Source organism: Caulobacter sp. S45 (genome assembly GCF_903642205.1).
Taxonomy (GTDB): Bacteria; Pseudomonadota; Alphaproteobacteria; order Caulobacterales; family Caulobacteraceae; genus CAHJWH01.
In genome coordinates this window covers 1-25109 of the sequence record NZ_CAHJWH010000029.1, presented here as the reverse complement: position 1 = coordinate 25109, position 25109 = coordinate 1, and the positions used below count along the sequence as shown (strand labels likewise).

Annotated in this window: 16 protein-coding genes and 1 pseudogene; 9 read left to right on the top strand and 8 right to left on the bottom strand. The window is 64.3% G+C overall.

Going from position 1 to position 25109, the window contains the following annotated elements:
• Both HUV06_RS05175 and HUV06_RS05170 read right to left on the bottom strand, forming a co-directional pair.
• On the bottom strand, nucleotides 1-186 hold a 186-nt coding region (locus tag HUV06_RS05175), incomplete at its 3' end, for a hypothetical protein (RefSeq protein WP_217433639.1).
• Entirely contained in the window at nucleotides 176-3403 is a 3228-nt protein-coding gene (locus tag HUV06_RS05170) for an efflux RND transporter permease subunit (RefSeq protein WP_174300208.1), read from the bottom strand. The genes HUV06_RS05170 and HUV06_RS05175, both read right to left, overlap by 11 nt.
• A 395-nt stretch (nucleotides 3404-3798) precedes the next feature.
• On the opposite strand from HUV06_RS05170, the gene HUV06_RS05165 reads away from it, so the two are divergent.
• Both HUV06_RS05165 and HUV06_RS05160 read left to right on the top strand, forming a co-directional pair.
• Nucleotides 3799-4500, top strand: coding sequence for a response regulator transcription factor (locus tag HUV06_RS05165; RefSeq protein ID WP_174300207.1), 702 nt, complete (start codon nucleotides 3799-3801; stop codon nucleotides 4498-4500).
• Complete coding sequence (locus HUV06_RS05160) at nucleotides 4490-5824, top strand: HAMP domain-containing sensor histidine kinase (protein WP_174300206.1); 1335 nt, start codon at nucleotides 4490-4492, stop codon at nucleotides 5822-5824. Before HUV06_RS05165 ends, HUV06_RS05160 begins: the two co-directional genes overlap by 11 nt.
• 1620 nt (nucleotides 5825-7444) lie before the next feature.
• Here HUV06_RS05160 and HUV06_RS05155 read toward each other — a convergent pair.
• A pseudogene (locus HUV06_RS05155) lies at nucleotides 7445-7574 on the bottom strand (IS481 family transposase); the annotation flags it as partial.
• A 175-nt stretch (nucleotides 7575-7749) separates the two neighbouring features.
• The gene (locus tag HUV06_RS05150) at nucleotides 7750-8247 is read right to left on the bottom strand and encodes a hypothetical protein (protein ID WP_174300205.1); all 498 of its coding nucleotides are present in this window, start codon (nucleotides 8245-8247) and stop codon (nucleotides 7750-7752) included.
• A gap of 93 nt (nucleotides 8248-8340) precedes the next feature.
• Here HUV06_RS05150 and HUV06_RS05145 point away from each other — a divergent pair, with 93 nt between their 5' ends.
• Both HUV06_RS05145 and HUV06_RS05140 read left to right on the top strand, forming a co-directional pair.
• Entirely contained in the window at nucleotides 8341-9906 is a 1566-nt protein-coding gene (locus tag HUV06_RS05145; protein ID WP_174300204.1) for a TolC family outer membrane protein, read from the top strand.
• An 80-nt stretch (nucleotides 9907-9986) separates the two neighbouring features.
• A complete protein-coding gene (locus HUV06_RS05140) occupies nucleotides 9987-10490 on the top strand; it encodes a hypothetical protein (protein ID WP_174300203.1) in 504 nt (167 codons plus the stop codon).
• Between the two features lie 7 nt (nucleotides 10491-10497).
• Here the strand turns inward: HUV06_RS05140 and HUV06_RS05135 are convergent, their stop codons facing one another.
• A complete protein-coding gene (locus HUV06_RS05135) occupies nucleotides 10498-11541 on the bottom strand; it encodes an acyltransferase (RefSeq protein WP_174300202.1) in 1044 nt (347 codons plus the stop codon).
• A 483-nt stretch (nucleotides 11542-12024) separates the two neighbouring features.
• Nucleotides 12025-12399: a hypothetical protein gene (locus HUV06_RS05130; protein WP_174300201.1), complete on the bottom strand. Its 375-nt coding sequence runs from the start codon at nucleotides 12397-12399 to the stop codon at nucleotides 12025-12027.
• A 339-nt stretch (nucleotides 12400-12738) separates the two neighbouring features.
• On the opposite strand from HUV06_RS05130, the gene HUV06_RS05125 reads away from it, so the two are divergent.
• Both HUV06_RS05125 and HUV06_RS05120 read left to right on the top strand, forming a co-directional pair.
• Nucleotides 12739-14481 carry a type I secretion system permease/ATPase gene (locus HUV06_RS05125; RefSeq protein ID WP_174300200.1) on the top strand — a complete coding sequence of 581 codons (1743 nt, stop codon included), beginning with the start codon at nucleotides 12739-12741 and terminating at the stop codon, nucleotides 14479-14481.
• 35 nt (nucleotides 14482-14516) lie between these two features.
• Entirely contained in the window at nucleotides 14517-15857 is a 1341-nt protein-coding gene (locus HUV06_RS05120) for an HlyD family type I secretion periplasmic adaptor subunit (RefSeq protein WP_254600886.1), read from the top strand.
• Nucleotides 15858-16115: 258 nt separating this feature from the next.
• Here the strand turns inward: HUV06_RS05120 and HUV06_RS05110 are convergent, their stop codons facing one another.
• Nucleotides 16116-17408: a lipopolysaccharide biosynthesis protein gene (locus HUV06_RS05110; RefSeq protein ID WP_174300198.1), complete on the bottom strand. Its 1293-nt coding sequence runs from the start codon at nucleotides 17406-17408 to the stop codon at nucleotides 16116-16118.
• 705 nt (nucleotides 17409-18113) lie between these two features.
• Between HUV06_RS05110 and HUV06_RS05100 the strand changes: the two genes are divergently transcribed.
• The gene (locus tag HUV06_RS05100) at nucleotides 18114-19916 is read left to right on the top strand and encodes a family 16 glycosylhydrolase (RefSeq protein WP_174300196.1); all 1803 of its coding nucleotides are present in this window, start codon (nucleotides 18114-18116) and stop codon (nucleotides 19914-19916) included.
• On the opposite strand, the gene HUV06_RS05095 is transcribed toward HUV06_RS05100, so the two are convergent.
• Entirely contained in the window at nucleotides 19910-22177 is a 2268-nt protein-coding gene (locus HUV06_RS05095; RefSeq protein ID WP_174300195.1) for a glycosyltransferase, read from the bottom strand. The genes HUV06_RS05100 and HUV06_RS05095 overlap by 7 nt on opposite strands.
• Nucleotides 22178-22459: 282 nt before the next feature.
• On the opposite strand from HUV06_RS05095, the gene HUV06_RS05090 reads away from it, so the two are divergent.
• Together HUV06_RS05090 and HUV06_RS05085 are read left to right on the top strand one after the other, a co-directional pair.
• A complete protein-coding gene (locus HUV06_RS05090) occupies nucleotides 22460-23953 on the top strand; it encodes a GMC oxidoreductase (RefSeq protein ID WP_174300194.1) in 1494 nt (497 codons plus the stop codon).
• A complete protein-coding gene (locus HUV06_RS05085; protein ID WP_174300193.1) occupies nucleotides 23950-24942 on the top strand; it encodes a polysaccharide pyruvyl transferase family protein in 993 nt (330 codons plus the stop codon). The genes HUV06_RS05090 and HUV06_RS05085 overlap by 4 nt, the downstream gene beginning before the upstream one ends.
• Nucleotides 24943-25109: the final 167 nt, after the last annotated feature.

The following is a 25109-nucleotide window of genomic DNA, read 5'->3' as shown; positions in this document are numbered from 1 at the left end:
GGAGGTCCAGGCCTGGGTCCGGGCCGTCTTGTGGCTGCGGCTGGAGATGCCGGACACCACCACCACGGCCGCCAGCGCCAACGCCGCGACGCCGGCGATCATCAGCCGCCGTCTGCCGGGCGGCGGTGCAACCCGCGCGGCTGGGCTGTGCGGCCGGCCTTGGGCCGCGGGCGTGTCAATGGGCATAGGCGGGCTCCGGGGCCGGCGCGGGCGTCTGGGAGGGCCGGGCGGCGGTGCGCCTGACGCCGTGCACCAGGCTGAACACCACCGGCACGAACAGCAGGGTGGCGGCGGTGGCGCAGATCAGGCCGCCGATCACCGCCCGGCCGAGCGGGGCGTTCTGCTCGCCGCCCTCGCCGAGCGCCAGCGCCATGGGACCCATGCCGATGATCATGGCGAGCGCTGTCATCAGCACAGGCCGGAAGCGGGTGAAGCCGGCCTCCAGCGCCGCCTGGATCGGATCGCCGGTGAGCTCCAGCTGCTCGCGGCAGAAGCTGACCACCAGGATCGAGTTGGCCGTCGCCACCCCCATGCACATGATCGCCCCGGTGAGGGCCGGGACCGACAGCGTCGTGCCGGTGGCGAACAGCATCCACACGATCCCGGCGAGCGCGGCCGGCAGCGCGGTGATGATCACGAACGGGTCGAGCCAGGATTGGAAGTTCACCACCACGATCAGGTAGATCAGCACCACCGCGGCCAGCAGGCCGAAGATCAGGCCCGCGAAGGCGCTGTTCATGGTCGTCACCTGGCCGCGCAGCGTGACCACCGCGCCCTTGGGCAGGTCCTTGTGGGTCGCCTTCAGGATGCTGTCGACGTCGCCGGCCACCGCGCCCAGGTCGCGGTCCTGGGTGGTGGCGTAGATGTCGTAGGCGGGGGTGATGGCGTAGTGGCTGATCACGGCCTCCGTGTCGTCGCGGTCCACGTCGGCGATGGCGCCCAGGAGCTGGCTGCCGCCGCTGGCCGAGCTGATCGGAATGTTGTTCAGGTCCGACAGGGTGTCGGCGCGGTACTGCGGCGTCTGGATCACGATAGGGTAGGAGACGCCGTTCCTGGGGTTCAGCCAGAAGGCCGGCGCGGTCTGGCCGCTGCCGGCCAGGCTGGTGCCCAGGCTGTTGACCACGTCGCGCTCGGTGAGGCCGAGCTGGTCGGCGCGGGTGCGGTTCACGTCGACCCGCAGTTCCGGGTAGTTGCTGGCCTGCTGCAGGCGCACGTCGGCGATGCCGGTGACGTGACGCACCTGCTCCATGACGCGGTTGATGTAGGCGAGGTCGGCTTGGCCGTTCGGGCCGGCGATCTGCACGTCGATGGGGGCCGGCGCGCCGAAGTTCAGGATCTGGCTGATGATGTCGGCGGGCAGGAAGGCGAAGCTCGTGCCGGGATAGGCCTGCGGCAGCGCCACGCGGAGCTTCCTCACGAAGTCGGCGGTCGGCGCGTGGCCCTCCTTCAGGCTGACCAGGATATCGCCATCCTGCGGGCCGATGGCGCCGGTGTTGGAATAGGCGAGGTTCAGCCCGCTGAAGGGCAGGCCGATGTTGTCGACGATGTCGCCGAGCTGGTCGGCGGGCACCACCTCGCGGATGGTCTGCTCCACGTGGTCGAACTCCGCCGCCGTCTGCTCGATCCGGGTCCCGGTGGGGGCGCGGACGTGCAGGTTGATCTGGCCGGCGTCGATGGCGGGGAAGAAGTTGCGTCCCAGGAACGGGACGAGCCCGAAGGACAGCACCACCACGACCATGAAGCCGACGACGAAGGGGATGCGCGCGCCCAGCGCCAGTTCCAGCAGGCCGCGGTAGCCGTTCCGGATGCGCTCGAACCCCTGCTCGAAGCCGTGCTGGAAGCGCGCCAGCGGGTTTCGGGAGCGGGTCTGGCCGGCGGCCGCGTCATGGTCCTCCATGATCTCGCGCTCATGCGCGCCGTCGTGGGAGCGCAGCAGGTAGTTGGCGAGTGTCGGCACCAGGGTGCGGGAGAGGATGAAGCTGGCGATCATGGCGAACACCACCGCCTCCGCCAGCGGCACGAACAGGAAGCCCGCCACGCCGGGCAGCAGGAACATCGGCACGAAGACGATGCAGATGCAGAGCAGGCTCACGAAGGCCGGCCCCACGATCTGCCGGCCCCCGTCCAGGATTGCGGTCTCGACGGGTTTGCCCTGCTCCAGGTGGTAGTTGATGTTCTCGATGGTGACGGTGGCGTCGTCCACCAGGATGCCGACCGCCAAGGAGAGGCCGCCCAACGTCATCACGTTCAGGGTCTGGCCGATCATCGACAGTGCGGTGATCGAGCACAGCACCGCCAGCGGGATCGACACCGCGATGATCAGCGACGACCGCCAGGAGCCGAGGAACAGCAGGATCATCAGCGAGGTCAGGGCCGCCGCGATCACGCCCTCGCGGATCACGCCGGAGACCGCGGCCTTCACGAAGATCGACTGGTCGCCGAGCAGGAGCGCCTTGAACGAGGGCGGCAGGGTCTGCTGCAGCCGCGGCAGGGTCGCCTTCACACCCTCCACGATGTCCAGCGTGGAGGCGGAACCGCTTTTCAGCACCGTCATCAGCACCGAGCGCGAGCCGTTCACGCGCACCACGTTGGTCTGGGGCGGCGAGCCGTCGCGCACATGCGCGACGTCGCGGACGTAGATCGTGGCGCCGTTCACCGTCTTGATCGGCAGGTCGTTCAGCGCCTCGAAGGCCTCCGGGCTGTCGTTCAGCCGCACGTCGTATTCGAAGTCGCCCACCTTGGCGGTGCCGGCGGGGATGATCAGGTTCTGGTTGGAGATGGCGGTCCCCACGTCCTGGGCCGACAGCCCCTTGGACTGCAGCGCCTGGGGATCGAGGTCGACCTGGATCTGGCGGATCTTGCCGCCATAGGGCGAGGGCGCCGCCGCCCCCGGCACGGTGGCCAGGGCCGGGCGGATGAAGTTCTGGGCGGTGTCGTAGATCTTCTGCTCGCCGAGGCTGGGGCTGGAGAAGGCCAGCTGCAGGATCGGCACGGTGGCGGCGCTGTAGTTCAGGATCTGGGGTGGGGTTATGCCCGGCGGCATCTGCTTCAGCACCGTCTGGGAGATCGAGGTGACCTGGGCGGTGGCCGTCCTGATGTCGGCGCCCGGCTGGAAGTAGATTTTCACCACGCCGACGCCGGTCAGCGACTGGCTCTCGATGTGCTCGATGTTGTTGACCGTCGAGGTCAGAGTGCGTTCGTAATAGTAGATCACCCGCCCGGCCATGTCGGACGCGGGCAGGCCGTTGTATTGCCAAACCACCGCGATCACCGGGATGTTTATGTCCGGCAGGATGTCGATGGGCGTACGCATTGCCGCCAGCGGCCCGATCAGCACGATCAGGACGGCCATGACGATGAAGGTCAGGGGCCGCGCGAGCGCGACCCGTACAAGTGCAAGCATGGATGTTCCGGCTCATGCGGGGGCCCGCCCCGCCTGTGGGACCCTGCTGGATCGCGGCTGTCTCCACAAATTTCGACCGCCAAGCGAGTGAAATAGATTTTATATAGCCTTAGTCTAGAAGTTCGAATTCGATCTCCCCTGTTCACCGGATTACAGGTCGTGCAGTGATGGCGATTGGATAAAACTTCTTTCACTGGCTTTGTGGCTCATCAGCATGACCTTGGGCCCTCCAAGGGGACGGAGAGTTCTGCGGAGATGACGAGTCGGGTCGTCCCTCGTGGCGCGCACGGGATGGAGGCGAAGCTGCGTCGCCAGCCTGCAAAGCGCCTTGTTGTGCGCCGACAGTCCTGCCTGCCTGCTCGAGCGTGTCAGACCCAGATCGACGATCCGCCAACTTGACCCCGCCGCCTGAGCCCGCCGCCCGTATCCTGGTCGTGGAGGACGACGCCGCCACCGCCAGCGAGATCGCCGCCTGCCTGGCCTCCAGCGGCTATGCGCCGGAGTGCTCGGGCGACGGCGAGGCGGCTCTGGCCCTGGCGCTCGCTGGCGGCTACGACGCTATCACGCTCGACCGCATGCTGCCCGGCCTTGATGGGATGCAGATCGTACGCGCCCTGCGCGAGGCGGGCTCCGAGACCCCCATCCTGATGGTCAGTGCGCTCGGCGATGTCGACGACCGGGTGATGGGGCTGCGCGGCGGCGGCGACGACTACATGATCAAGCCGTTCGCGCCCGACGAGCTGATGGCGCGCCTGGAGGTGTTGCTCCGCCGCCATCGCCGCGCGCGGACGGCGGAGACGACCCTACGCGTGGGCGAGCTGCAGCTGGACCTCGTGCGCCACGAAGCGCATCGCCAGGGCCGCCGGATCGAGCTTCTACCCATGGAGTTCAGGCTGCTGGAGTACATGATGCGCAACTGCGGCCAGATGCTGAGCCGTCGTATGATCTTCGAAGCCGTGTGGGGCTACTACTTCGACCCGGGCACCAACCTGATCAACGTTCATGTGGGCAAGCTGCGGCGAAAGGTGGATGGTCCGGGGGAGGCGCCAATGTTCTCCACGGAGCGGGGCGTGGGCTACAGGCTAGATGCGACCTAGCGAGGTCTGGCGCACCACCACCTTCCGGCTCTCGACGCTATATGGGCTGCTGTTCGCCCTGGGCGCCATCGGGCTCCTGGGCCTAGTCTATCTCCAGGTGACCAGCTACCAGGTCCGGCGGGTGGACGGCATACTGCAGGCCCAGGCCGACGCCATGGCCCGCCTCCCCGCCGCCGAGCTCCCCGCGCGCATTGATCAGGCGATCTGGCTGAACGGCGGCCGAACGAGTCTGTTCGCAGTCTTCTCGCCAAATGGGGCGCGCATCGCCGGCAACCTTCCCGCTCCGCCCCTCGCCCTGACCGACCACGACGGCACGATCGAGGTCGCGCCCACCGCGGCCTTTCCGGCCTACATGCGCATCCTGGGCCGCCGCCTGCCGTCTGGGGAGGAGCTGGTGGTCGGCCGGGACGTGGGTCTCGCCCGGGAAATGCGGGTCATCACGGCCTCGGCGCTGCTCTGGAGCGGGGCGCTGATCATCGCCATGGGCCTGGCCTGCGGCGTGGCGCTCAGTATCCGGCCTATCCGGCGGCTGCGTCGCATGCAGGCGGTAGCCGGCCACATCGCCGCCGGCGACTTCCAGCAGCGGATGCCGGTCAGCGGCCGGCGCGACGAGCTGGACACCGTGGCCGCCGCCGTCAACGCCATGATCGTGGAGGTCGAGCGGCTGATGGGAGAGGTCAAGGCCGCCACCGACACCATCGCCCACGATCTCAGGACGCCGCTCACCCGCGCCCGGGCCCAGCTACATCGCTTGGCCATGTCGCCGGAGCACCAGCCGCAGGAGCTGCAGCAGGCGACCGTGGAGCTGGACGAGGTGCTCGAGCGCTTCCGCGCGCTGCTGCGCCTGTCGGAGCTGGAAGCTGGCCAGCGCCGCGCCGCCTTCGCCCCGGTCGACCTTTCCGCGTTGGCCGCCGAGGTGATCGATTTGCACCAGCCCCTGGCCGAGGCGGAAGGCATAGGCCTCACCGCCAGCCTGCAGTCCGGCGTGGGGGTGGAGGGCGACGCCAAGCTGTTGTTCGAGGCGCTCAGCAACCTGGTGGACAATGCGCTGAAGTTCACCGGCAAGGGCGGCCACGTCCAGGTGGAGGTCGGCCTCAAGGCGGGTCGCCCGTATGCGGCGGTGAGCGACGACGGCCCGGGCGTGCCCGAAGCCGAACGCGCCGCGATCCTGAACCGCTTCTACCGCGGGTCGGGCTCCCGCACCCTGCCAGGCTCGGGTCTCGGACTCAGCATCGTCGCGGCCATCGCGCGCCTACACCGCTTCGAGCTCGAGCTAGAGGATATCTCCCCTGGCCTGAGAGTGAGCTTTCACAACCATTCCTGAAATAACCGCGCCCCGGAAAAGCACGGTCGACAGCAGCGACCCATCCGTTTGCATCACCGTAGATGCCTGACCGGCCATGCGCGTGATCGACTTCATCCCCCAACGTGCGGGGGAAGCGCATCGCGCGCACGCTGGTCGAACGTTCCACTCTTGGCCCGTGGAGGACCAGTAGCGGCGGCCGAGTGATGGAGACGACCTCAGCACCTTCAGCCATCTGCGATAATAGAACGACTATGAGAGCGCAGACCCCTTGATCGTAAAACATCATTCACTGGTGCGCTGCGCTTCGGCAAGTACAGTCATTCAGGCAAGCGCAGACTGACCCAAGACGGGTAGCGCCCCTGGGAAAATCCAGATGAACGGTTTTCTATCCATCAAGACCGGCAGATATTTTTTTAGCGGGGCTGAGAGTTCTTCAATCCAACGCCGTCTCCCTGCCATCATGATATCAGCAACGGTCGGCGTTATAGCCTCGGCTCTACTGGCGACCGCATGCGCCGCCGCCGGCCCATCCGGCTCCGAAGGGATCGGTTCGCCTCAGGTTGAGCAACTCGGTCAGGTTTGTCGCCAAGTCATGGGGTTGGAGCCCGGCGAGACCCAGTTCGACTCCTGCGTCGGAAGTCTCTCTCGCGAATTGAGGGGCCAACGGCAGGCTCTCCAGCTGATGTCCGCACGCCAAGCTTGTCTGGGCCGCGGGTTGCCTGTGGGTTCTGCAGACCTGGCGGAGTGCGAACTCGATATGGCTGGGAACATGCCTGCATCTGGGCATCTCCACACTCCCGCGGCGCTCCCTCGCGCTTCCACCTCGTTCTTTCGAACCACTCCGGGACAGGCCTTCAGGCGTGCGCAGACTTCGTGCGCCGCCCTGGGCTTGGAACCGGTCAGTGACGCCTTCGCAAGTTGCGTTGCAAACCTGAATGCTTCAACGCAGTCGGAAACTCCCGAAGGCTGAGCATAGATCAGTCATGGCAGCCGGAAACGCGCGCCGACAGCGCTGAACGCGTAAGCGGCAGCTCCCCCCATCGTGGTACGTTAAAGCTGTCATACAGCTTTCGGCCAGTTCCGGCTCTTCAGTTAGGCGTCCCTGAGGTCTCAACAGGGCCGTCGCCCACCGTGGGCGCCTCGCCCTTGGGCGTCGCGATGTCGCGCATATGTTGGATCGTCACCGGCGGCGCGTCGGGGAAGCGCGACACCAGCCGAAGCGCTAACGCGGGACGAGGCTTTGACCTCCGGCTTCACCGAAGAGGAGGCGCAATCGGCTCATTTGATGATGGTCGGCGACGTCCACGATCAGCCTTGATGCCCTGTGCCGGGATGCGCGACGGCCCGTGGGGCCGGAGCCGCAGGTCAAAGGCCCTCCGGATGGGTCGGCTTGATTTCTCCGGAGTCGAGCAGCTCCGGCCCTTCTCGGTTCGGGTGCGCATTAGGCTGAAGGCGAGCGCTGAACTAACCTCGGCGGCATAGTCGGCTGCCTGAAGCTGCTTCGGCAGATCGGCTGCCGCTGGGAATCGATCATGCGACGGCATCAATATGCCGGCGCTCCCATGCCTCGCCGCACGACAAAGAACGCGCCTCGCCTGCGGAGCCGCTGCGAAGGCTCTGGCGACACCCTGGAGCGCCACAAAGGCGCACTGATGAGCGGGTGAGGCCTGGTATCGTTGGCTGAAGGGCGTAGAGACAGTCATCCAGCGTCCGCTCGGATGTGACGGCGGAAGGCGACGATGACCGCCTCCTGCGCCACCGTGAGCACCCCCCTCCACTCCGGCGAGAAGAGTGCACCATCAAAGCCCGGGATTAAACATCTGGCCGCCATCCAAGCGCCCATCGCGGGCGGCGTGATGGCCGCTTCGCGCTTCAGGTGCCAGGCATCAGGCGTCAGGCGTCAGGCCGACATACACTTTCGTCAGCTTAGATAAGGCTGCGCCTCAGCGTTCCGGCGGGGCGATGGTGAGCATTCCGGTGACTAGGTTCCGCCAAGCCGAATGCTCGCTATCGTACTCCCAAGGCACGCCCTTGCGGTCGATCTCGACCAGGGGCTTCACCCGGGTCGGCTTGGCGGGCGCGGCGCCGAGATCGGCCGCGGCGAGGCGACTGCCTGCACCCGTGCGCACCGGACCTCGCTCGGCCGGGATCGGCGTGCCGGCATAGCCCGTCATGGTCCTCGCGGCCCCGGTATAGCCGGTCATGGCGTTCTCGCCGTGCAGCGGCCGGACCAGCGGATAGCCCTGCATGGTGTGGACCGTCTTAGGCTCGGTCTGCGGGGCGGGAACGGGCGCCTGGGCGGCGCCGGTCGTCTGAGCCGGGACAGGCGATCCCCACAGAAGGGCGACGGTGAGACCGACCCCCGGTCCACATCCGCGCAGGGTCCCTCGCAGTCCCTTGGCGTACGGATGGCGGGTCGCTCTGTGTCTCTTGGCGCGCATGTGTTACGAAATCCCACAGTCGTTTGAGGGCGGCAAGGATATGCTAATCCCGATGCTCCTCAATCTCGCCCAATCTGCGGCGGACGTCCCTTCATGAAGTTCATCGTCTACGCTTTGGGCGGCGCTTGGCTGCTGTCCAGGGCGGCCTTTCCCGCAGCGGCGGACGCGGAGACCTTGGCCGATGCGATCGCGGCCGCCTACCGCGACAATCCGACACTGCAGCAGCAGAGGGCGTTGCTCAGAAGCTCCGATGAGAACTACGTCCAGGCGGCGGCCGGGCTGCGGCCAACGGTGCAGACCCAGCTGTACGAGCAGTACAATGACTCTCGGCTGGGCAAGTCGACGATCGCGGCCAACAGCATCTATGGCTCCACGTCCACTCGAAACGAGTCGAACGCTGCGACGGGCCAGGTGGTGGTTAGCTTCCCGGTGTTCACAGGAGGCAAGGTCACGGCGCAGATCCGCCAGGCGCGCGCCCAGATCGGTTCCGGCAGGGAGGGCTTGAGGGCCAGCGAAGGCGACCTGCTGCTCAACGTGATCGGCAGCTACGTCTCAGTTAGGCGGGACCAGCAGATCCTGACCGTCCGCGCAACCGCGCTTCAGCAATTCGTCTATCAGCACGATGAGGCGGTGGCCCGGCGCGCCGCGGGCGACGCCACCCTGACCGACGTGGCCCAGGCTGACGCCCAGCTCCAGGCCGAGCGCGCCAACTATTCCGACGCTCAGCAGCAGCTGCAGGTCGACCGGGCGGAGTACGCCAGCCTGGTGGGCCATGATCCTGGCCAGCTCGCCGCCGAGCCGGACCTGCCGAACCTTCCTGTCGATGTGGACAAGGCTTTCGATATCGCCATCCTGAACAGCCCGGAGGTTCGCGCCGCTGTGCTGTCCGAAGAGGCTTCCCGCCAGGGCGTGGCCGCCGCCCGTGCGCAGTTCAATCCAACCGTCGCCCTTCAGGGTTCCTACGGATACACGGGTGTCGGAGTGCCACTGAATGCGGTCAATCTCGAGCGAGACTTCACCGTCCAGGCGGTCGTCACGCAGCCGCTCTTCACCGGGGGCCTCTATGGGTCGGAGTTGCGCCGGGCGTTGGAGCAGAACAACGCTGATCGCTCCGCCATCGAGATCGCACGCCGTGAAGTGGTGCAGAACGTCGCCAATGGCTGGAACGCCATCTTAACCGCGCGCAACGACGTTTCGACCCAGCAGCACCAAGTCGACGCTGCACGCCTGACGCTCGAAGGCATGCAGCAGGAGTACCGAGCGGGCCTGCGGAGCACCTTTGAAGTCCTATACGCCGCTCAGATCTACCGGGATGCCCAGATCTCCTATCTAAGCGCCCGCTACAACTACTATATCGGGGAAGCCACGGTGCTTCGTTATATCGGACGGCTTGAGGCGGCGGACCTGACCAGCGGCACGCCGCTTTACAATCCTGTCTCGCACTTCAACAAGGTTCGCGACATGGGCGCCACCCCGCTCGATTCCATTGGCCGGCTTATCGACTCCTTCGCCGCGCCTGAGGTGACGCAATCCGAGTTGCGGGGGCCAGACCGCGCGACGGCTCCGACCTTCGCCTCGCCCGCCTCCCCTGTGCCGACAGACGCCCTGCCGGCCACCCACCTGATCAATGTCCCATTGCCAGGCACGGCCGCTCCGTGACGCGAGCCCGCATCGACTGGTTTTTTCCCTTAGTGGCCTGCGGCTCTCGACGCGGTCGCTCATCACTTCGAGGCTGACCCATGCTCCTGTCCGCCCTGCTGGCGTTCCAGCTGTTCGCCTCCACTCCCGGAACATTGCAGACGTCCGTAAGAGAGGTGTCGGGATGGCGGCTGAAAGTCAGCCACGACAGCTTCACCGGCCAGACCTCCTGCGACATGCGGCGCGGGGCCATGCGGCTGACCCCGCAAACGCTGGTTGTAAGGCTTGGCGGGCATGTCGACAGTTCGGCCGCGGAGGTGCGTGTGGACCAAGGACCAGCTCACATCTTCAGCCGCTACGACTATCGCTTCTCTCCGGACAGTGACCTGCTCCTGTCCAACCCGTCCGGCGGCGTCGTGGAGCTGCCGACGTCCGGCGTATCGGGCGCCCGCGTGTTGGCCATCGAGGAGCCCCGCACCCATGTGGTGAGGACGTTCGACGTCTCTGGCGGCACCACCGCTTTGCAAGCTGCCCGTGCTGCCGGTTGCTGGTCCACCGCCCCGATGTCTCGCATCGCCGTGGACCAGGTTTCGGACGCGCGCTAAAGGCGCTTCAGGCCAGCCGCTTGTCGTCCGGGCCCAAGCGGCGGGCCCGCAGCAGGTCCCGCGCTGCGCGCGACAGGGGCGTCTCCACCCAGCGATGGGCGGCGACGCCAGCCAGGGCCACGGCAACCAGCGAGACCAGCACGACGCCCGCAGCGCTCGCGATGGACGGTTTCAGCTCGTGCCGAGCCAGAAGGATGACAGTCTGAGTGACAAAAGGGTGAAGCAAGTAGATGGAGTAGCTCGCGTCCCCTAGCGCGAGGACTAACGGTGACCTCGCCCGCGCGCCGGTCGCCTCCAGACCGAGCGCACAGGCGACCAGCACGGTCGATTCCAGACACGCGGCCGCGCGACTGAGTTCAGATGGCAGGATTTGTTCGTTCACGACCAGGAACAAGAACATGACCGCTCCAGCGCCCCACATCAGCGGGCGCGGCGTTCGCGCCGCCTGCCGCGCGATCGCAGGCGTGAGGACGCCGAGCATCATCCCCGCAGCGAAGTCGAGCACGATCTGATTGGTGTAGAACTTCCAGAGGTCACCGCCCTGGATGAGAAGTCCCAGCACGACCAGGACGATCAAGACTTCCGCCGTAGCAAGAAAACGGGTGAACGGTCGGCGAAGCCAGAGCGTCACGGCGAACAGAATGTAGAACGCCATCTCATAATTCAACGTCCAGCCGACAAAGAGGACGGGCTCCATAGGGCCGCTTCCGCGTCGGTACGGCAGGAAAACCAGCGATTTTAGGAGTTCGACGCCGGAAACTCGGGTGGAGCCGAGAAGCCGTGGGGCGAAGACGGCCATCAAAGCTACGGCCAACGTAACCAGCCAATACATGGGCGCGATCCTAGCTACCCGGTTCAGCATGAAGGCGGACCCGGTCACCGGGCGACGGCTCGTCGTCGCAACCATGATGAAGCCGCTGATGACAAAAAAGAGGTTCACCCCCTCGGCTCCGAAGGAGGGCAGACCGAGCGCCTTGAGCGGCGCTTGCAGGTGAACGAACACGACGAGAAACGCCGCCACCGCCCGAAGCGCCTGGATGTTGTTGAACACGGCCGGCGAGGTCCAGTCAGACCAGCTGGGCGACGCAGGAGGAGGGGGCGCTGTCACGCTGGCGACTCACTCATGAAGCTGCGGGACCGTAAATGGACGCGGGTGAGGGCCAGCGCCAGGGACGGATCCGACGTGGGCAAGCCAGGCCGTCCGGATAGAGCGACCGAGCCTGATGTCGAAGCCTTGAAGCCTTGCCCGCAAGCGGTGCTGCAGTGCAAGGCCCGATCGGGAACCACCTGAGCATCTCAGCGAAAGATAGCGCGAGATCGTGCAATCGAGGCTCATCCGATCCCAAGGCGCCCTCCATGGCTCCGGATGTAACTGACCTGCGCCCAGGCCTTACGCGCCGATCGAGACCACAACCGGAGAAAGGACGCGGCGATCCGTAGGCCTTCACAAGATCGATCAACATAAATGCGAGTCGCGCCTGGAGACGAGGCGCTGGCCGTCCTTCAACACGACGCTAATTAAAAGATCTTCATCTTAAGCCGAGTCGTTTATCTCCACGGTGGTGTCGGCGTCCAGCTGGCTGAACGACATGCTGAAGGTGTCGTCGCCTATGCCGCCGAGCAGCGCGTTGGAGCCGGTACCGGCTCCAAGGAGGTCGCTGCCCGCGCCGAAGACCTCGTAATTGGCGCCTGCGCCGCCAAGGATGACGTCGTTGCAGACCGCGCCTTTGGTGTAGACCGTGCCAGCCCTTGTGTCGTTGATCACAATCGTATCGTCGCCACCGCCAGTGTTTGCATAGGCGGCGCCGGAACCAACCACATAAAGGATGTCATCAACCTCGCCGGGGTCGAGGGTTGTCGCGCCGTTTCCCGAGAGCCTGTACGCGTCGCTGGCCTGCGTGCCTTTCATGGGAGCGCCGGTACTCATTGCTGTATTAGCCATTTTCCCTCCCAAGGATAATCAATGTTGATAAGAGGGCCTTACGTGCGCCGGAGAGGTTCGGTTACGTTAAGTTAGGCCTAACGCCACGCTTGCGCCCTGCTGTCAATTTGGCTCACCCGGGAAGCGAGTCCAGTTGGCTGGGCTCTTCGGCGGAGAGCGTGGTGGTGTCGCGTGGCGGCTCGCATCATCCGTCGTTATGGTAAATTTACGAACTTGCCTCATATGATTTCGATTAGGATCGGCTCCTCCGCAACGGCTTAGAAGCGGACGTAGACTCGGCCACCAGCTGGTGCGGATTGATCATAGATGTCAAGCCAACGCGTAGAACTGGGCGATCTTCGTGCTGGTGTGGCGGCCTGTCGTCGGCACTTCATAGCCGGTGGTATATTCAGTGCGATATTGAATGTGCTTTACCTCGCTCCGACGCTGTACATGCTTGAGGTGTACGACCGGGTGGTGCCCACTCGTGGCGTCACCACGCTCATCCTTCTGAGCCTCGTCTTCCTTTTTGCGGTGGCGACCTTGTCAGGGCTGGATGCGATCCGCGCTCGCCTGCTGGTCCGCGCCAGCCTGCGGATCGACCGCATCGCGGCGCCCAGGGTGATCGAGGCGCTGCTCGCGCGCAACGATGGAGTGCGCACGTCCCAGGCGCTGAGGGATTTCGACCTCATCCGGGGCGCACTGTCCGGTCCGGGCGTGCTGGCGCTCTTCGACGCACCCTGGACGCCGATCTATATCGTCGTCTGCTTCCTGATCCATCCTCTGCTCGGAGCGTTGGCGTTGGGCGGCGGATTGTCGCTGCTGGTTGTCGCTGGCCTGAACGAGCGGATGACCGCCGGGCCTATCCGCGGCGCGTCGGAAGCGTCATCACGCGCCTACAGCTCACTCGACCAGTCGGCGGCGCAGGGCGGGGTGGTAAGGGCGCTCGGAATGCGGCGCGCCCTGGTGGTCCGACACCTGCTGGAGCGTCGGCGTTCCTCCCAGATGACGGCGGCGGCCAACTTCGCCGGCACAGGCTATCTGACCCTGACCAAGTTCCTGCGGCTGCTGCTGCAGTCGCTGGCCCTCGGGCTCGGAGCCTATTTGGCCGTCGAGCAAAAGATATCGGCGGGCTCCATCTTCGCCGCCTCCCTGCTCGTGACGCGTTCACTCGGCCCGATCGAACAGGTGGTGGCCGCCTGGCGCACTTTCGTGCAGGCCCGCGCCGCCTGGCGCAACGTGAACGATTTGCTGGCGTCCTCACCTCCGGATGCTCCGCGCACGCGTCTCTCGACCCCGAGCAGCCGGCTTGCGGTGGAGGACCTCTCCGTCGCCAGTCCGAAGAAGGACCGCCTGCTCGTGCAGGGTGTCAGCTTCAAGCTCGAGCCCGGTGAGGCCCTCGCCATCGTGGGGCCGAGCGGGGCGGGCAAGTCGACGCTGGTGCGGGCGATCGCGGGAGCGTCACCCATCCAGAGCGGGACCGTGCGCTTCGATGGAGGCAGTGCAGAGGACTGGGACAGCGAACATCTGTCACGGCACGTTGGCTATGCGCCTCAGGAACCAGCTCTCTTCTCAGGCACGATTAAGGAAAACATCTGCCGCTTCAGCACTCTGCTTGAAGGTCGAAGCGACGACCTGGATGCAGAAGCGATCGCCGCCGCAAACGCGTCCGGCGCCCATGGTTTCATACTTCGGATGGAGGGAGCCTACGACACGATGCTGGGGCCGTTCGGAGCCGGTTTGTCCGCAGGCCAGGCGCAGAGGCTGTCCCTTGCACGGGCGCTGTTCCGAACACCCAAGGTGGTCATCATGGACGAGCCTAATGCTCACCTCGACGCGATGGGGGAGGCTGATCTCCTGCGGACCATAGAAGATCTGAAGGCAAGGGGCGTCACGGTCATCGTCGTGGCGCATCGCACCGGCATCCTGGCGGCGATGGACAAGCTTTTGGTTATGAACGACGGTCGGGCGGCCGCCTTCGGCCCCAAGGACGCCGTCATCAAGCAAATGGCCATCACTCGGAACGCCTCGCCCGCCGAACTGCGGCGGCCTGACATCGTGGACGCCTGAACATGGACAACACAGCCATCTTGCGTCGAGTGCAAGTGCTCCCGACCCGTCTCGAGGGGGAGGTCGCTCTCCACGACGGCGCCTCCCGTGACATCCTGGTCGGCGCTGGTGTCGCCACCCTCTTCTTCGGCGCCTTCCTCGGTTGGTCGATGTTCGCGAGGCTCGATGCCGCGGCTTACGCTCAGGGGTCCATATCCGTGGAAGGCCATCGCCAGACCGTCCAGCACAGGGACGGCGGGCTCGTTTCCGGCCTCTATGTAAAGGAGGGCGATCGGGTGAAGGCGGGCCAGGTGCTCATCAGCCTCGCCCCCGTCGAAATCCAGGCCGAGGAAACGTCCATGGCTTCCCAGGTCATCGGGCTAGAGGCCCAACGGGCGCGGCTAATGGCGGAACTGCGTGGAGACTCCACCATCACCCCCCCCAAGGAGTTCGCGACCCTGACCGGCTTTGACTCGGCCGAAGCCAAGGACGCCCTGCGGCTCCAGTCCAATGAGATGCAGGCGCGCCGCCAGGCGCTGGCAGGCCAAAAATCGGTGCTGAAGGAGCGCCAAGCTCAACTCGACAAGGCGATCGAAGGTTATCAAGCGCAGGTCGTCACCAACGATCGCCAGGCGAGCCTCATCGGCGATGAGCTGAAGGGGACCCAGGACTTGGCGGCTAAGGGCTTTGCATCCCAGAACCGTGTGCGCGCCCTGCAACGCGACGACGCCGGACTGGCCGGAACACGCGCCGACCTGATGGCCAGCACCGCCCGCTCGCGGGCGCAGATCACCGAGACGGCCATGCAGGCGCTCAGCCTCAATACCGACCGCGCCCAGGAAGACGCCAAGGACCTGCGCGACGTGGAGTCCCAGCTGAACGACGTGCTGCCAAAGCTGGAGGCGTTGAAGATCCAGCTCGCCAACCTGCAGATCCGCGCACCGGTGTCAGGCCAAGTCGTGGGGCTATCGGTGTTCACGGTCGGCGGTGTGATCAGCGCGGGCCAGAAGCTGATGGACATCGTTCCGAGCGCGGCTCCCCTCGTGATCGACGCCCAGGTGCCGGCCGCCAGCATGGACGGGCTCTACGTTGGACAATCTACAGAGATCCGGATCGCCTCCATGCAAGACCGCAAGCTGCCGATCCTGAACGGGCGCATCACCAAGCTATCGGCCGACAGCCTGGCGGATGAGAAGACCGGCGCCCGCTACTTTACCATGGAAGTCACCGTCCCGATCGGCGAGGCCGCGCTCTTGAAGGAACTACGTGGGTCGGCCGGAACGCTACGGGCCGGCTTACCCGTGCAGGTGATGGTGCCGCTTAGAAAGAGGACCGCCTTCCAGTATCTCACCGAACCCCTTACCCAGGCGATGTGGACCGCGGGCCGAGAGCGCTGAGCCTGATGATGGCGCTCTTGCCTGCCTAGGTCACCGACCCATTATGGCGGAGCCAGATGCGGGTTGAGGCGAACTTGACGCCTGCAAGGAAGACCCGCCGGCCATCCACCCGCGGCACGCCGCGCGGCTTGTTCGGCAGCAACGGCGAGATTACCGCCGCTCAAAATTCGTCAGGTCAAAACGCGTGCCATCAACAACCTCCTCGCTCAGGACGTTGAGTCAGCGTTCGTTCAAACCCGTTACCCGCTTATGAGATCATCACCTAGATGAAACTGTAGAACTAGAACTTAATCGGAATAGAATGCCCCAAAGCAGAAGAGCCGTGAAAAGATGACCGCCGACGAATGCAATCACGATGCCCCAAAGCCCTCCGACGGCAGCTCCCGCAGTCAGACCAAGACTGAAGGCGACCGCCATTGCTATGACGACGGCTGTCCTTAGACCTTGGCGACCAGCGCCGGTCAGAGCCTCGGCTGGGGGAGACTGAAGTGCAATGAAGGGAAGAGCCACCGAAAGCGCCACGGCGATCGGACCCATGCTAGAGAATCCAGCACCCAGCAACGACGGCGCTAGGAAAGACGCGACGGAGACAAGTACCGTGCCGATCAGTCCGACTGAAAACACCAATGGCGCGCATTTAACAGCAAAGCGACGCGTGGCAAGAAGGCCTCCCCTATGGCCGTGCTCGAAGAAGAGGGGGTAAAGATATCTGTTCAGGATTTGCATCGGGAAGAGCCCCAATTGTACGAAGCGAGACGCTGCGGCATAGACGCCTAGCACTTGGCCGGAGACGACAGAGGCCATGAATGCTCGATCGAGATTGGCTTGAGTCGAGCGCGCCGTTTGGTTAGTTGCGAAAAGAAGACCAACGCCGACTTCAGCGTGCTTAATGGCGTTAGCTGGACGACCGTAAGCCGCGGTCGTGGACGAAAGCAGTCCGATAGCGGTAACCGCCGACTGGCCCGCAGCCCACCATATCCACGCATTTACGTTGCGAACATGGAAGAGCTGAAGAACAACTAGAGCAAGAACAAAGCGAGATGCAGCACTGATCAGGCGCACGGAGCTCGCACGTATAACGTCGCGGTGCGCGACAGCGACACTTTCGGCCGTGGCGGCTACTCTCGCGCCGCCGATCTCGAACAGCATCAGCCCCGCCAGGGGGGCTGCACCGATCTTGACGTGCAGGATGTTCGTGGACACGATCCATCCTGCGGCGGCAGAGACAGGAAGCGTCAGCGCTCCAAGCCAAAGTGCACTCCCGTAATAGCTGGGGTAGTCGCTCGGCCTTTGTACAACGGCCCTCACAAGCACATCGCCCGAACCGATGCCGACCGTCTCCACAAGAAGAGCGGTGATGGCCAGCGCGGTTGCGAGTTGGCCGAATTGGGCCGCTCCCATGCCATGGGCCAGCATAAGCAGGGTTCCGAACTGCATCGCCAGGGCCAGCACCGTGGGAGCAAAGGAGACGGCGAAAGCGCGGATCTCAGGGCGGCCGAGCAGTATCCGAAGCCCTGATGCGACCTTTGACTCCCAGAAGCGACGGTTCACGTTCTATGCGCCTTTTGATCTACAGCGGCGCCAGCCGATGTCGCCTCCTGCCAACGAGCCGTCTGCGATCTGGGCCACAAGCTGACCGAAAGGCCTGCCTAGCGGGTGGAGGTGTGGCGTGGGCATCACCAAGGGTACCGTCCATGCCGCCCGAAAGGGAAGCTGGAGCGAACAAAGAGGCCGAAGGTAAATCGATCAGGCGGAGCAGCCTAGCGCTTCGTTGATCGTCGGCGCAGCTGATCGCATCTCGACCGTCAGGCTTGATCTGGTGACAGGTGAGCACCTTCGACAGGTCACGACGTACGCTTCGAGAAGGTGGCGCCGACAGGCTCTTGGTGATCGGCGACGGCGCCATGCGCCTTGAGCGGCATGACGCAACGCGCTTCGAGCGACCGGCTGTCGACGCCTGGGCGGAGATGATCACGCAAGCCCCGTCGAAGACCCTCGCCCTGCCGAAAGCGGCGAACGGGTATGCGGCGGGGTAAACACCCCTGTCCACCGCGCCGAGGTAACAGGCCTCAAACTCGATCCTGTCAACCGATCAACCTTAAGCAAGCTTATCTCTTCGACCTTCTCGATCCACGGGCCTGTCCCCGGTAAGTTAATGGCCATTCAGGATATCACGTCAGGTAAAATTGACTTAAGTTGCTTCGGATTCGTTTATTTTTCTGCATTACAACGCGAGGGCAATTCGGGGATATTCATATGTCCAGCACCATCACGTCCGAGTACAATGCACTCGGCGTTCTGCTTTCAGCCAGCAGTACTGTCCACTCGCGTTCCTTTGTAGCCAGCTCGACTGCCACCAAGGTCATGGGGACGGCAGGCGTAGACGCAATCCGCGGCAATGGCCGGGGCGACCTCTTGGCAGGAGGCGCTGGGGACGACACCTACTATGTCAGCTCGACCAAGGACCACATTGTCGAAGGCGTGGACAAGGGCACCGATACGGTGGTGTCGTCTGGGAGCTGGACGCTCGGGGCTAATGTCGAGAACCTTGAATTGACCAATGCTGGTACGTTCGGGATCGGCAACTCCCTCGACAACATCATCAAGAGCGACGCCGGCTCGCAGTGGCTGGACGGCGGCGCTGGAAACGATGTCCTGGTCGCCGGCACCGGCGTAGACATCTTTGCGATGGAAAACGGTGGGGGTCACGACACCATTGTCGGGTTCAAGAACGGTATCGATAACGTCCATTTGAACAACTATGTTCTAACAAATTTCAGCCAAGTCCAGGCGGACCTCACGCAGGTCGGTGCGAACGTGCTGCTTACGGTTTCACCTACTGACTCCATCCTTTTCACCAACCATGAGGTCAATGACTTTAGCGCGAAAGACTTTGGGCTTAGCGTCGACACCAGCTCGATGAAGAAGACCTTTGACGACGAGTTCACCAAAGGCCTCAGCATCTGGAACGGCACCTCGGGAACCTGGCGGACCACCGGTCAAGGTTCGGGCGAGGACATGCACCACATCAATGAACAGGAAAACGTCTACGTCGACAGCACGTGGCACGGCACGGATGGCAAGATGGCGGCCATCAACCCCTTTTCGGTTCAGAACGGCATCCTCGACATCACCGCCACCCAACTCACCGCAGCCCAATCCGCCGACAACTATGGCCTCGATTGGGCCTCTGGCATCCTGACGACCAAGCCCAGCTTCTCGCAGGAATACGGTTATTTCGACGTCCGAGCGAAACTCCCGGCTGGCCAGGGTTTCTGGCCCGCCTTCTGGCTCATGCCTGAGAACGGCAGCTGGCCCCCTGAACTGGACGTCATGGAAGACCTCGGCGGCAACCCCAACACGGTCTATATGACGTCCCACTCAGACGCGACCGGGACGCACACCTACGTTCAATCGGCGGCGCCGGTCAGCGGGGTGACGACGAGCTTCCACGACTACGGAGTGCTTTGGACGCCGACGGAACTCGTCTGGTACATCGACGGCAACAAGGTGGCCGAGCAGGCTACCCCGTCGGACATGAACACGCCCATGTACATGCTGCTGAACCTTGGCGTAGGTGACTCGAGTGCCTGGGGCGGAGGGCCCAACAGCTCGACGCCGACGTCCGCCACGATGCAGGTGAACTATGTCCGCGCCTACAGCTTAGCCGACGTGCCAGCGAGCGTGGCCACAAGCGCTACGCCCGCCTTGACGACGAGCACCGCTGCGACAACGACCACCTCGACAACCGCCACATCCACGACCGCTTCCGCGGCTACCCAGTCCGCGCCGGCCAGCAGCCTGTCGACAGGAGGCGCCGGCAACGACCCCTCCAATGTCACGTCCAAGCCGTCCGGCAACAGCCATCCCGGACAGGTCCAGGCTGCGGTGGCCGGTTTCGCCAGTGCGGAAGGCGGGACCGCCACGAACAACGGCTTCCTCCATCTCAACGGCTTTGACGTCCACGAAGGGCTGACAGGACAAGGCTACTTCACCACTGTCGAAGGTGTCGGCGGATTGAACCCGCACCTGATGATCTCAGGGCATAATTTCTATTGATCCGTCGCCAAGTGGAGGCGCCTCAACGCCTCCACTAAGGGCGCGCTAGCGGCGGCTTCTCCGAATTGATCGGCCGCCAGCCTTAAAGCGTTGGCGCCCAGCCCCTCCCTCGCCTGCGGCGAGGCGAGCAAGTCCAGCACTGCGGTGGCGTAAGCTTCGGCGTCGTCGACGCATATCACTGCGCCTCGCGTGACCTCCGGGTCAAACCCCTGCAGGGTGACAGAGGTCGCGACGATTGCCTTGCCTTGCGCCATGGCTTCCACCAGCTTGATCTTCAGCCCTGAACCAACGGTCAGTGGCGAGATGACGACGGCGGCTGAGGCGTAAATCGGTTCCAGGGAGTCCACGACGCCGAGGAAGCGTACCGACGGCGGCGCGCTGTCGAAGGCCCGTGCGACGGAGCCCGCCACCACCAACTCCGCCTCAGGCATCGCCCTGCGCACCAGCGGCATCACTTCGGCCAAGAACCAAGTCAGTCCGATGACGTTGGGCGCTGCGTTACTACCCACGAAGAGGACTTGGCGGCCTGTACCCGGCTGTGGCCGGTCCCGAACTTTGACCCCCATCGGAATGACCAGGGTCACCGACGGCCTCACGTCTTCTGCCACAGCGTTCGCTTCGTCTTTCTGGATCGCAAGCACGAAATCGGCCATACGCAGCAGGGCGATCTCCTCGGCTCGCTCAAGGGTGGTGGTGGCGTCGGCGGCGGCCCGGTCGGCGAACTGCTGCTGCCGAGCAGAGAACAGGTCGTGCATGACCACCGCGCTCGTTCCCGCACCTATGACATAGGGCAGCACCTCGGTTTGAAAGGCGTAATCCGCAAGCACGGCGGCAGCCCCCTGCGGCGAATGGCGCGCCGTGAAGATCAGGTCGGCCGCTGTCCAGGGCGCCGCGATGGCATAAGGCGCACGTACCGCGCTGAGGAAGGCGGAGGGAAGTCCGGCGCGCCGCAACGCACGCGCGCCGACCTCACGCGTCGCTTGCAGCCATACCGCCGGATTGGTGCAGATCAACACGTTGCCGAGTCGTGACGCGCCTCGGAGATGGTGACGGGCGAACACAGCCATCTCCGCACGCATCCGCAGTACCGGCCATCGACCAAAGACCGCCGGTGAAGGCTGGATCAGGTGCAGGGTGTATCCGGCGCGACTCAGGCTCTTGCATAGACCGAGCAGATAGGCGGAACTGCCGTTCGTGGCGCCAACCAAGCGCTGGCGACTGACAATGACCATGGCCGGCTTTTGGCCGTCGGCAGCCTCAAACGCCGGCTTGGCTCGCATGAAAAGGCGTTCCAGGCGCGCAGAGACGGGGAGCCCCATGAGGCGGCTTGCAGTCGGAGCCGCGGCAAGGGCCCTTGCGGCTCCGAAGATGTCGCGCGCCTTCAGCGCATCTACGGCTTCGCCATAGGCTCGCGCCTCAACGAGAGAGCGACGGTAGGCGCGCATGGCGCGGGCCAGCTTCTTCCCGCCGCTTGGAGGAGCCAGCCGATCTACAGCCATCTGAAGGGCTGCAACGTGACGTACTTCAAGTCGATGTGAGATGGAGGCCTTGTGCTTGCGGTAGAGGTAGGTCGGTAACGACGAGAGGTGGTAGCTCAAGCCTTCTGCTAAACTACGCATTATCAAGTCTGCGTCCTCCCCGATCAGCAGACCCTCGTCATAGTTCAGCCCATTCCGCCGCAAAGCTTGCGTTCGAAACATCGGCTTGAGAAATCCAAGCTGTGGTGTTGGAGAGTATAAACGTGCCGCCCAAAAATAGTCGGCTAGGGTAATCTTTCCTCCGCCACGATGCCGACTGCGCCTAAGAAAGCTATGCGGCGAATGCTCGCCATCCTGGTAGAAGACTAAAAGATCATCAGCGACGATGTCCGCTCCGCTCACCTTCGCCTCTCTGAGCAGGAGTTCGATCCTGCGAGGGTGCATGAGATCATCGCTGTCCAGGACGGCGATCCAGTCTCCTCTCGCGGCGGCGAAGCCCCGGTTACGGGCGGCCCCTGGACCGGCGTTCCGCTCCTGGCGAAGGAGCCGCACACGCGGGTCCGACATCAAAGTCTCTGAGACAGCCACACTGTCGTCGGTTGAAACGTCGTCGACGATGACGACCTCAATATCCGAAAAGGTCTGCCGCAAGGCCGATTTCACCGCCAAGGGTAGGTATTCGGCGGCATTGTAGTTGGCGATTATGATGGAAACTGAGGGAACAGCCTCCGAACCGATCTGCACGACATCGTGGCCATGGGTACTCGGAAGGACCTGCGTCATGCGATCCGATACGATGACGTGAGCGCTGCACTCAACCCATTTCAATCAGCCGCACCTGTTCACCTGCCACCAGGCCGAAACTGTGATGCGCTCGCAACGGCTTGATCCCGGCTGGATGCCAAATCGTCGCAAAATACCGCCTTAGACGCCCGACGACGCGGCAGATGTAGCGCTTCGGCTTGCACCTCGATAAGCTTGAGGTCTACCGACGAGTTCGCTTCCGAGCATGCGGACAGGCCCTTCCAGCAAGTCGCGCGAATGATCGCGCAGGACGCGACAGATATGTTGAACCGCGCTAAAATCCACGATTGCGTCATCATCGTCGGCAGCGGTGCTGGAGGCGCATCGCTGGCTTGGCGACTCGCTTCGCTGGGCCGCAAAGTTCTGCTGCTGGAGCAGGGCGGCTTTTTGCGTCCGCCTCGGCGGGCCGGGAAGGTAGGCCGCTTTATCCTGGAAGTTCATGGCGAGAGAGCAAAGCCGCTCCATTACGTCGGCGGCCAGACCAAGTTCTACGGGGCTGCGCTCTACAGGTTTCGAGAGAGCGACTTCAAGGCCGTCGAGCACGAGAACGGCGTCTCGCCAGCGTGGCCCCTCAGCTACGCGGATCTGGAGCCCTACTACGTCGAGGCCGAGAGTCTTTACCGCGTGCACGGGGCGGAGAGCGGTGATCCCTTCGAGCCTCCGCGGACGAGCCCCTACCCGTTCCCGCCCATCGAGCATTCCAAGGTGGTGGAGACCATGGTGGCGCGGCTGGCGCGCAGGGGTGTGCCAACAGCTGCGATCCCGAGAGGGATAGATCGGCAGACAGGGGGCAGCTGCGTGCTCTGCGCCGACTGCGACGCGCACTTCTGCTCCGCAGACGCCAAGATGGACGCCGAGATCGCCGCATTGCGGCCGGCCCTTGCAACCGGACGTGTGGAGCTGCGCACCCACACGGAGGCGGTGCAGGTGCTTACCGAGGAGGGCGGTCGACGCGTCATGGGAGTGCGCGTGCGTCGAGACGGCGTCGAGGAGGTTTTGTACGGCGACAGGGTTGTCGTATGCGCCGGGCTGCCTGGCACGGCCCAGCTGTTGCGCCGCTCGGCCAATTCGCAGCATCCCACCGGGCTTGGCGATGGCGGAGCCCTGGGTAAGTATCTGGCCGGCCACTCGACAGGAATGCTGTTTCCGATCGTGGGCCTGACACGCACGGCCGCGGCCCACACCAAGAGCTTCGCCATCCAGCAGTGGTATGAGGGTGCTCCGGATTGGCCGTATCCAACTGGGGTCATTCAGATGGCGGGACAGATGCCGTTCTGGGAGGAGGTGACCGGACCCATGAGGCATATCGCATATGCGCTTGGAACGCGCAGCCTGACGGCCTTCCATATGACTGAGGCCCTTCCGACAGCTCAGTCCGGCTTGATCTTTGAAGGGAACGAGATCATCGGCAGGGAAGAACCCGTTCACAACCTAGCCACCTTCCGCCGGCTGAGAAGACTCGGTCTGAAGGCCTTCTCCAGGGCGGGCTATCCGACGGTCGCCCGCAAACGTCCTCCCTACCTATGGCATGACGTGGGGACCGCTCGAATGGGACACGACCCTGCCACGTCCGTCGTCGACCCCGACTTGCAGGTGCATGGTGTCTCGGGCCTGTACGTCGTTGATGCGTCGGTTCTACCGTCGGCGGGGGCGGTCAACACCGGACTGACTATCATCGCGCTGGCGTTCAGGCTGGGCGATCATATCGCCGGGGCCGCCTCCGCAAGTCCTGATCGGATGGTCGCCGCCGCATGAGGTTGATCTACTACAGGTCCACAGTTCCAAACTTCGGCGATGATCTGAATAATGACCTCTGGCCAGCGTTGGCGCCGGAGCTATTCGCAGGCAACGAGAAGCCCGACCAGGGCTTCGTCGGGATCGGGACCATCATCGGTAGCCCAGCCGAGGGTGTGCATCGCCTGCATGTCTTCTCCAGTGGCGTCGGCAATGACCCTTTGGATGCTTGGCGCGACCGAGAGGTGACATGGTGGTGCGTGCGGGGTCCTGTCTCCGTGCGCAAGCTAGGCTTGGATGCCGCCTGCGCTCTGACAGACGGCGCTGTGCTGGCGCCCTTTGTGAAGGACTACCCAAAAGCGGCTGCCCAGGAGCGAACGAAAGTCCTGGTGATCCCGCATTTCCAGAGCCTCCGGTTTGGTGGTTGGGAGCGCGCTTGCCAGATGGCGGGGTTCGAGCTGCTCGACCCCCGAGCCTCGCCAAAGGCGGTCGTCGCCAAGATCGCTTCGGCCAAGATGGTGCTGACAGAGTCGCTTCACGGCGCGATCTTCGCGGATCTGTACGGTGTGCCTTGGCACGCGTTTGCGGTCACCAAGAACTTCGGCGTGGTCAAGTGGATTGATTGGCTGGCTGGTCTCGGGCGCCCCTTCGAGGTGACTCCGGTGCCCGCGCCCGACATGCGCCTGTTGCTCGCCTATGGGCGCCGCCCTGAACCGATGGGCCAGCAGATCACCTTCACCCTTAACGACGTAGAGCAAGAATTCGAACAGCGGTTGGGAGTCGGTGAAGCGCCTTCTCCGGGGCTGAAGTCACTGACCAAGGCCGCGGTGGCCCGGGCTCCCGGCGTAGGGCGGTTGTTCGGCTATCATCCGGCTGGAACCGCCGAAGGTCTGACCCGGCTGGCGATGACGTCGGCTCGATCCACCGATCCGATGGTCATCGGGACGCTGCAGGAGAGGATGCTGGAGCGGCTGCAGGCCTTGAGGGTCTCGCAGGCGGGACTGCGCTAGTGGAGCCCCAAAGAGCATCGCCGAGGCCTGGAGCGCCGAGTGGGGCGGCATGCGAGATGCGGACCATGACGAATTTGGCAAGCCAAGTCAGAGTTATACCAGCCGCCTGAAGCCCTGACTCCCGGCAGGGATTCCCAAGGAGCGCGGAACGTGAGTCGATGAGGGCT